Origin of the sequence: Pararhizobium sp. (genome assembly GCF_035497515.1) — a bacterium.
Classification (GTDB): Bacteria; Pseudomonadota; Alphaproteobacteria; order Rhizobiales; family Rhizobiaceae; genus Pararhizobium.
Genome location: NZ_DATJDJ010000143.1, coordinates 1 through 6,639, shown reverse-complemented (window position 1 = coordinate 6,639; position 6,639 = coordinate 1). Strand labels below are relative to the sequence as shown.

General features: G+C 60.5%; 8 protein-coding genes and 1 pseudogene. 2 read left to right on the top strand and 7 right to left on the bottom strand.

The genetic code is table 11. From position 1 onward, the window contains the following. The 4 genes from VL202_RS14400 to VL202_RS14385 all read right to left on the bottom strand — a co-directional run. Positions 1-609, bottom strand: a 609-nt coding sequence (locus VL202_RS14400) for an MFS transporter (protein ID WP_325464790.1), incomplete at its 3' end; no start/stop codon positions are given. Between the two features lie 147 nt (positions 610-756). Beyond that, positions 757-1,737 carry an SDR family oxidoreductase gene (locus VL202_RS14395; protein WP_325464789.1) on the bottom strand — a complete coding sequence of 327 codons (981 nt, stop codon included), beginning with the start codon at positions 1,735-1,737 and terminating at the stop codon, positions 757-759. A 20-nt stretch (positions 1,738-1,757) separates the two neighbouring features. Then, a complete protein-coding gene (locus VL202_RS14390; protein WP_325464788.1) occupies positions 1,758-2,102 on the bottom strand; it encodes a hypothetical protein in 345 nt (114 codons plus the stop codon). 14 nt (positions 2,103-2,116) lie between these two features. Next, a complete protein-coding gene (locus VL202_RS14385; RefSeq protein ID WP_325464787.1) occupies positions 2,117-2,416 on the bottom strand; it encodes a hypothetical protein in 300 nt (99 codons plus the stop codon). Positions 2,417-2,675: 259 nt separating this feature from the next. Here VL202_RS14385 and greA point away from each other — a divergent pair, with 259 nt between their 5' ends. Then, positions 2,676-3,152 carry a transcription elongation factor GreA gene (gene greA, locus VL202_RS14380; RefSeq protein ID WP_325464786.1) on the top strand — a complete coding sequence of 159 codons (477 nt, stop codon included), beginning with the start codon at positions 2,676-2,678 and terminating at the stop codon, positions 3,150-3,152. Positions 3,153-3,235: 83 nt separating this feature from the next. Then, on the top strand, positions 3,236-4,285 hold the full coding sequence (locus VL202_RS14375; protein WP_325464785.1) for a glycosyltransferase family 4 protein: 1,050 nt from the start codon (positions 3,236-3,238) through the stop codon (positions 4,283-4,285). 13 nt (positions 4,286-4,298) lie between these two features. Here VL202_RS14375 and VL202_RS14370 read toward each other — a convergent pair whose 3' ends face one another. The 3 genes and pseudogenes from VL202_RS14370 to VL202_RS14360 all read right to left on the bottom strand — a co-directional run. After that, on the bottom strand, positions 4,299-5,321 hold the full coding sequence (locus VL202_RS14370) for a glycosyltransferase (protein WP_325464784.1): 1,023 nt from the start codon (positions 5,319-5,321) through the stop codon (positions 4,299-4,301). Next, positions 5,318-6,349 carry a glycosyltransferase gene (locus VL202_RS14365; RefSeq protein ID WP_325464783.1) on the bottom strand — a complete coding sequence of 344 codons (1,032 nt, stop codon included), beginning with the start codon at positions 6,347-6,349 and terminating at the stop codon, positions 5,318-5,320. The genes VL202_RS14370 and VL202_RS14365 overlap by 4 nt, the downstream gene beginning before the upstream one ends. Positions 6,350-6,356: 7 nt before the next feature. Beyond that, a pseudogene (locus VL202_RS14360) lies at positions 6,357-6,639 on the bottom strand (glycosyltransferase family 2 protein); the annotation flags it as partial.

Here is a 6,639-nt window from a genome sequence, read left to right as displayed (position 1 = left end):
TGCCCCGGTTACCCCGCGCGGCACGATGAAAAGAACCAGCACGATGAAGACGATGGCGGCCGGAAGGGAGACGAAGAAGGCGGCGCGCCAGGAAAACTGTTCCGTCAGGCTGCCGGCCACCAGCGGCCCGGAAAAGGCGGCGAGCGCCCAGACGATGGCTTCGGCGCCAAAGACCTTCGGCACCAGGCGGGAGGGAAAGAGTTCCGGGATCAGCGCATAACAAAGGGCGGCGACGATCCCCTCGCCGGCACCCTGCAAGAGCCGCCCGACCAGCACCTCGCTCATGCCGCCGGCGAAAGTCGCAAGCACGGTGCCGGCAATGAAGACGGCCGCCGCCGCAAGCAGGGTGTTTCGCGCCCCAAATCGCTGTTTCAGATTGGCCGCGAGCAAACCGCCCATGATGGCAAAGACGAGATAGAGCGTGAAAGCCCAGGAGAGAAGCTCAGCACCGCCGAGATCGACCACCGCACTCGGCAGCGCCGTGGAAATGAAGAACTCGTTGAAAGCGAACAGCGCGACGCCAAGGCAAAGCGTAATGGTAGAGACGAGATGACGCGGCTGCAGCAGTTCTCCCCATCCCGCCGATCGTTCCACCGCGGTCTCGCCCATCTGCCCGCTGTCACAGGGAATATTGTCGCTCGTCATGCTTCCGTCTCCTCAGAGAAGCATGACTGTTACAACCTCAAGCCCGGTTGAGGTAAAGCCCAATTGTGGACATCGCGCGTTTTTCCTGCCGCCGATCTGCGGCGCCCCCGATTAATACCCGCCGACAATCGGCAGCACCTCGCCGGTGATGTAACTCGAGCATTGCGGCGAAGCGAGGAAGACGTAAGCTGGCGCGATTTCCTCCGGCTGTGCCGGCCGCTTCATCGGCGTGTTGGCGCCGAACTTGGACACGTCCTCCGCCTCCTTGTCGGAGGGATTGAGCGGCGTCCAGACCGGCCCCGGCGCGACCGCATTGACGCGGATGCCCTTTGGCACCAGTTGCCCGGACAACGCCTTGGTAAAGGCGTGTATGCCGCCCTTGGTCATCGAATAATCCAGCAGTTCCTTGCTGCCTTCGATGCCGGTGACAGAGCCGGTGTTGACGATGGCGCTTCCCTCCTTCATGTGCGGCACCGCCGCCTGCGCCATGAAGAAATAGCCGTAGAGATTGGTCTTCAGCGTCTCGTCGAAATGCTCTTCCGTCAGGTCGAGCACATCGGCGGTATGAACCTGGAAGGCCGCGTTGTTGACGAGAATATCGAGCTTGCCGAACACCTCGACCACTGAGGCGACCGCCTTCTGGCAAAAGGCTCTATCCTTGACGTCGCCGGGTATCGTCATGGCCTTGCGCCCCTCGGCCTCGATCGCCTTGACCGTATCCTCCGCATCGCGTCCCTCGGCCAGATGCAGGATCGCCACATCGGCGCCTTCTCGGGCAAACAGGACCGCAACGGCGCGACCGATGCCGCTGTCGCCGCCGGTGATCAGGGCCACCTTGCCGTCGAGCTTTCCCGATCCCTTATAGAAAGGCGCCTCATAGAGCGGCGCGGGATCAAGCTTGTATTCGGCGCCGGGCTTCGGCTGATGCTGCTTGGGAAAAGGCGGGACCGGATAAGCCCGCGCGCCGGCCTGCATCGCCTTTGGCTTTTCGGATTTCTCCTGCTTGTCGCGGGCATCGGCCTCGGCCACCTGCTCCTGGATATCCCTTTGTTTTTCCGCCGTGCGGGCGGCAGCCTTGGATCGGACGGCCATGAGTGCTCTCCATGTTCTTCTCAGGAAATCTGCGTCGGCTTGATCGTGCCGACGGAAACAGTGCCTTCGACCACACCCCGCGGGCCACCTTCGGCGGACCCTTTCTCCTCGATCACCGAATAGAGCCGCTCGTTGCGAAAGGCGCTGGCATCGCGCGTCGAATTGCCCTCGGCGGGCAGCGAATCGATCTCGGTGAAATCCAGTTCGGCTTCGGCCGCGGTGATCCGGGCATCGGCCGGAGAAAAGGCACGGACCAGGATCTCGCCCTGGTTATCGGCATTGCCCCAGTTGGGATCATCGAGTGCTGCGACAGGAGCCAGCCGGTAGAGCTTCAACGTCTCCTGTGGTCTCTTATTCTCTTGCATGATTTGTCCTCGCTCTATGGTGCCACGTCCCGGCGTCGCTGCTCGTCTTGCCGCTCGACCGCAAGGCTTCGCGACTGCGCCGCCTTGATGATCGACTGCATCTCGTCATCGGCGATCTGCTGGGTGGCGAAACTGCTGTCCGGCTCGATGCCCGGGTCCTCCTCATGATCGGAGACCGTCTCGGAATCGCGCGACAGGTGCATGAGGAAGGCCCTGCCCTCGCTGCTTTCGGCGATGAAGGCGGCCATCGCCACGAGCAGTTTGCGATGGGCGTTCAGCCTGCCTTCCAGATGTCCGGGTGATGGGCTCTGCATGGTGAAATCCTTGTCTTGCAGACCCAACGAACGTCGGTGCCGTTTGTTCCGTATGCGCGGAATGGGAAGGGGTCGAGGCACCGCTCCGATTTTTCCGGGCAACGCGCCCTTCGAATAATCTGGCTTTTGCGCCACGCTTTCTGTTATAAGCGTTGTTCAAATGTTTCGGACGGTTCCGGAGTTAACGCTCCGGGGGCCGTTTTATTTTGTGCTGATGCCGCCCGAGGCGACAAACGCATGGACTATGAAGGACAGTGAAATGGTCGAAAAAGTGCCGATGACTCAGAGCGGTTTCGTCAAGCTGCAGGAAGAACTGCGTTGGCGCCAGCAGGAAGAGCGCCCGCGGATCATCGAAGCCATTTCCGAAGCGCGCGCCCATGGCGACCTTTCGGAAAATGCGGAATATCATGCCGCCAAGGAAGCCCAGAGCCACAATGAAGGCCGTATCGGCGAAGTAGAAGACTACGTCGCGCGTGCCGAAGTCATCGACCTGTCGAAAATGTCGGGCACGACGGTCAAGTTCGGCGCCACCGTCAAGCTCATCGATGAAGACACCGAAGAGAACAAGACCTACCAGATCGTCGGCGACCAGGAAGCCGATGTGAAGCAGGGCCGGATTTCCATCTCCTCGCCGATCGCCCGCGCGCTGATCGGCAAGGAAGTCGGTGATTCGATCGAGGTCGTTGCGCCCGGCGGCTCGAAGGCCTACGAGATTCTCGCGATCAACTGGGGCTGAACTCCCGACCGTTGAATCCAGAAAGCCCGGACGGCGCAGCGCCGCTCCGGGCTTTTCATTGAAACCGGCAAGGACATCCGATCGTGGAAGACATCAGCGACGTCGAGATCATCGCGCCGAATTTCAAGCGTCGCCTGTCCGGTGTGACATCGACGATCGTCCAACTCGTTCCGGTCCAGCGCGCGCGCGGACAGAAGATCGCGACCGTCGGCCCCGGCCTGCCGGAAACCCTGCCGCATGTCCGCCTCAGCGATCTTCTCAGGCTTCACAAACCTCCGCGACGCCGCCGCCGCCGCGTCTGGCATGCCCGGCGCAACATCGAGATGCTGCCCGGCCTGTTCCTGCGCGATATCCTGCGCATGCCGCTGAAGCTTCTTTTCACATCGGCGGCCCAGCGCCGCCATTCCGGCTGGACGCGTTTCCTGATCTCGAAAATGGACGCTGTGATCGCGACCTCCTCCCGCTCCGGCTCTTTTCTTCAGGTGCCGCACACCGTCATCCAGCACGGCATCGATCTCGACATGTTTCATCCGCCGGCAACGCCGGATGACACGATCGCGGCCACGGGATTGCCGGGCAAGCATCTGATCGGCTGCTTCGGTCGCGTCCGTCACCAGAAGGGAACCGACCTGTTCGTGCGCGCCATGGTCGAGCTTCTGCCGCTCCATCCTGACTGGACGGCCGTCGTCTGCGGCCGGGTCACGACAGAGCATCGCGCGTTCGGAGAAGAATTGGAAAACCTGGTCAAATCTGCGGGACTGACGGATCGCATCCGGTTCATGGGCGAGGTCGACGACATCAAGCCCTGGTATCGTCGCCTCTCGCTCTATATCGCGCCGTCGCGCAACGAAGGATTCGGCCTGACGCCGCTGGAAGCGATGGCCTCCACGACGGCCGTGGTGTCGTCTGATGCCGGTGCCTACGAGGAAATGATTGTGCCCGGGCAGACCGGGACTGCCGTTCCCGCCGGTAATTACGAAGCCTTGCGGGACGCAATCCGCCCCTATCTCGCCGATCCCGACATGGCTGCGCGCCATGCGCAAAACGGCTTCGAGCACGTCCATGCCAATTTCGCGATCGAGAGGGAAGCCTCCGCGATCGCTGCGATTTATGAGAAGCTTTTGAACGATTGAAGCTGCGACGCCTTCAAGGCTTGCGCTTGAACAGTTCCAGATAGGCGTTGGCGACGGCCTCTTCGGAAAACTGCTCCATCAGGGCTTCCCGGCCGCCAACCGCAATGCGGTCGGCCAGTTGCCGGTCATTGATCAGCCGCTCGATCGCCCGGCTGAAACCGTCGGTATCGTCGATATCGACCAGAAGGCCGGTTTCGCCGTCGCGCATGAACCAGACCGGGCCTTCGGACCGGCTGGACACGACAGGCTTTTCCTGTGCCCAGGCCTCAAGGATGACATTGCCGAGCGGCTCATGGCTCGAAGGCATGACGAAGACGTCGGCTGCCGCCACGTAAGGGCGCGTGTCCTTTTGCCAGCCGAGGAAACGGACGCGATCGGTGACGCCCAGATCGGCGGCGCGCTTGCGGACATTCTCCATTTCCTCGCCATCACCGGCAAGCCAGAGATAGACACCGGGCAGTTTCGCAACCGCTTCGGTCAACAGTGCAAATCTCTTGCGCGGCACGAACCGGCCCATCGACATCACCACCGGCACGCCTTCCGGCGTGTCGAGGCTCTTGCGATCGATCGGTGCGACGCGTTCGGTATCAGTGAAGTTGGAAATCACCTCGACGCCGCGCGTCCAGCCGATGCGGCGGACATGCTCGCCGATCCCCGGGGTATTGCACACCAGAATGTCGGTATTCTTGAAATAGCTGAGATTGGTCGGATAGTCGCCAAGCCGCGAAATCTTGATGCAGCCCTTGTAGTTCGGCATCAATTCACTCGCCCTTTGTGCCCAAGACATGAGCGCATCCGGCTTTTCCTTCTGCGCCATTCGCAACACCTTCGAAGGCAGCAAAAAGCGATCAAAAGACAGATTGCGGAAATGGCTTTCCACAATCCTTGTCGCCGCATTGATATCGCGCCGCCAAACGCGGTTGGGGCGTATCACGGCGGATTGTTCGACACCGCGACGTGAAAGCGCGTTGACCAGGTGGACGAAGAAGCGCTCCGCCCCGCCATCCTTGCCGAAATGGAAATGGGCAACCTTCATGGAGAGCCAACTCCCCGCCGGAAGAGATCAATGTAAGCGTTGCTGATGACCTCTTCCGAAAACCGATTCTGCAAGGTGGTCTGCCCGCCATCGATCAAGCGTCGCCGAAGATCGGGATCGTTACGCAAGCGCTCTATTGCAACAGTCAGCCCGGCCGCGTCGGCGCAATCGACCATCAGGGCATCGACTTCGTTCGTCATGACCCAGGAAGGGCCTTCCGCGCGCGCAGCAATCGTCGGCTTTCCGGCCCCCCATCCTTCAAAACAAACATTTCCAAGGGGCTCGTGCAATGACGTGATTGCAAAGACGTCTGCCGCCGCGAGGTAACCATAGGCATTGGTTTTCCAACCGGGAAATCGAACGCGATCCGAAATACCGAGGTCGGAAGCAAGTTTAATCAGATTTTCCCGCTCCGGTCCGTCGCCAAGCAACCAAAGATAGGCATTCTGGACATCGCGAACAGCCTTTATGAGGTGGTCAAAACCTTTGCGAGGAACGAAACGCCCCATGCCAACAACGACGAAAGCATTTTCAGGTGTCTGCAGTTCACTACGCTGAATTGCCGTCACGGGTTTCGCGCGGGTGAAATTGGTGATCACCTCGACGTCTCGAGTCCAACCCATTTTACGGACGCTTTCCGCCATATCCGGAGTGATGCAAACGAGCGTCTGAACATTGGTATAATATCCGAGATGTTCCGGATAATCGCCAAGGCGCGATATGCGAAACGAGTCTTTCCACAACGGCATGAAGCGGCTGGCCCGCAATTGCCATGCCATGATGACATCCGGCTGGAATTCCCGCAGGACACGATTCATTCTCGCTTGCAAAATAAAGCGGGACAGCGAGACGCGACGAAACACGCCCTCATAAACGACCCCGCAACCTTCCAGATCCTTGCGCCAACTCCGGTCCGGACGTATCAGCATGCGCTGCTCGATCCCACGGTCGTGGAGGGCATTGACGAGATTGACGAAGAAGCGTTCCGCCCCTCCCTCCTTGCCGAAATGATAGTGCATGACCTTCATGGCGTCCTCATTTGCCGCGTCGGGCGCGTTGCGCGTCATCCAGACCCTGATCGTCGAAATTTGGCTTCCGCACGAGGGCGTGCCGCTGGTACATCTTGGCCGCCGTCAGGAAAGCATAGACACCGCCGGTCGCGGCCTCGATGAAACCTGGAAAACCGCAGCGCCAGAGGCCATTGCGGAAATACAGCCGGAAAAAATAGAGCCACGGGCTGACCAGCATCTTCCAGGGGCGCGGCGGTTTGCCGGCGGCGAAGTGCTGGTCGGCCTTCAGGGTCGAATACTTGTTTTCC

Excerpts from the sequence above, each read along its gene's own strand:
- VL202_RS14385 (WP_325464787.1), bottom strand. The coding sequence starts at position 2,416 with ATGCAGAGCCCATCACCCGGACATCTGGAAGGCAGGCTGAACGCCCAT.
- greA (WP_325464786.1), top strand. The coding sequence starts at position 2,676 with ATGGTCGAAAAAGTGCCGATGACTCAGAGCGGTTTCGTCAAGCTGCAG.
- VL202_RS14390 (WP_325464788.1), bottom strand. The coding sequence starts at position 2,102 with ATGCAAGAGAATAAGAGACCACAGGAGACGTTGAAGCTCTACCGGCTG.
- VL202_RS14370 (WP_325464784.1), bottom strand. The coding sequence starts at position 5,321 with ATGAAGGTTGCCCATTTCCATTTCGGCAAGGATGGCGGGGCGGAGCGC.
- VL202_RS14395 (WP_325464789.1), bottom strand. The coding sequence starts at position 1,737 with ATGGCCGTCCGATCCAAGGCTGCCGCCCGCACGGCGGAAAAACAAAGG.
- VL202_RS14365 (WP_325464783.1), bottom strand. The coding sequence starts at position 6,349 with ATGAAGGTCATGCACTATCATTTCGGCAAGGAGGGAGGGGCGGAACGC.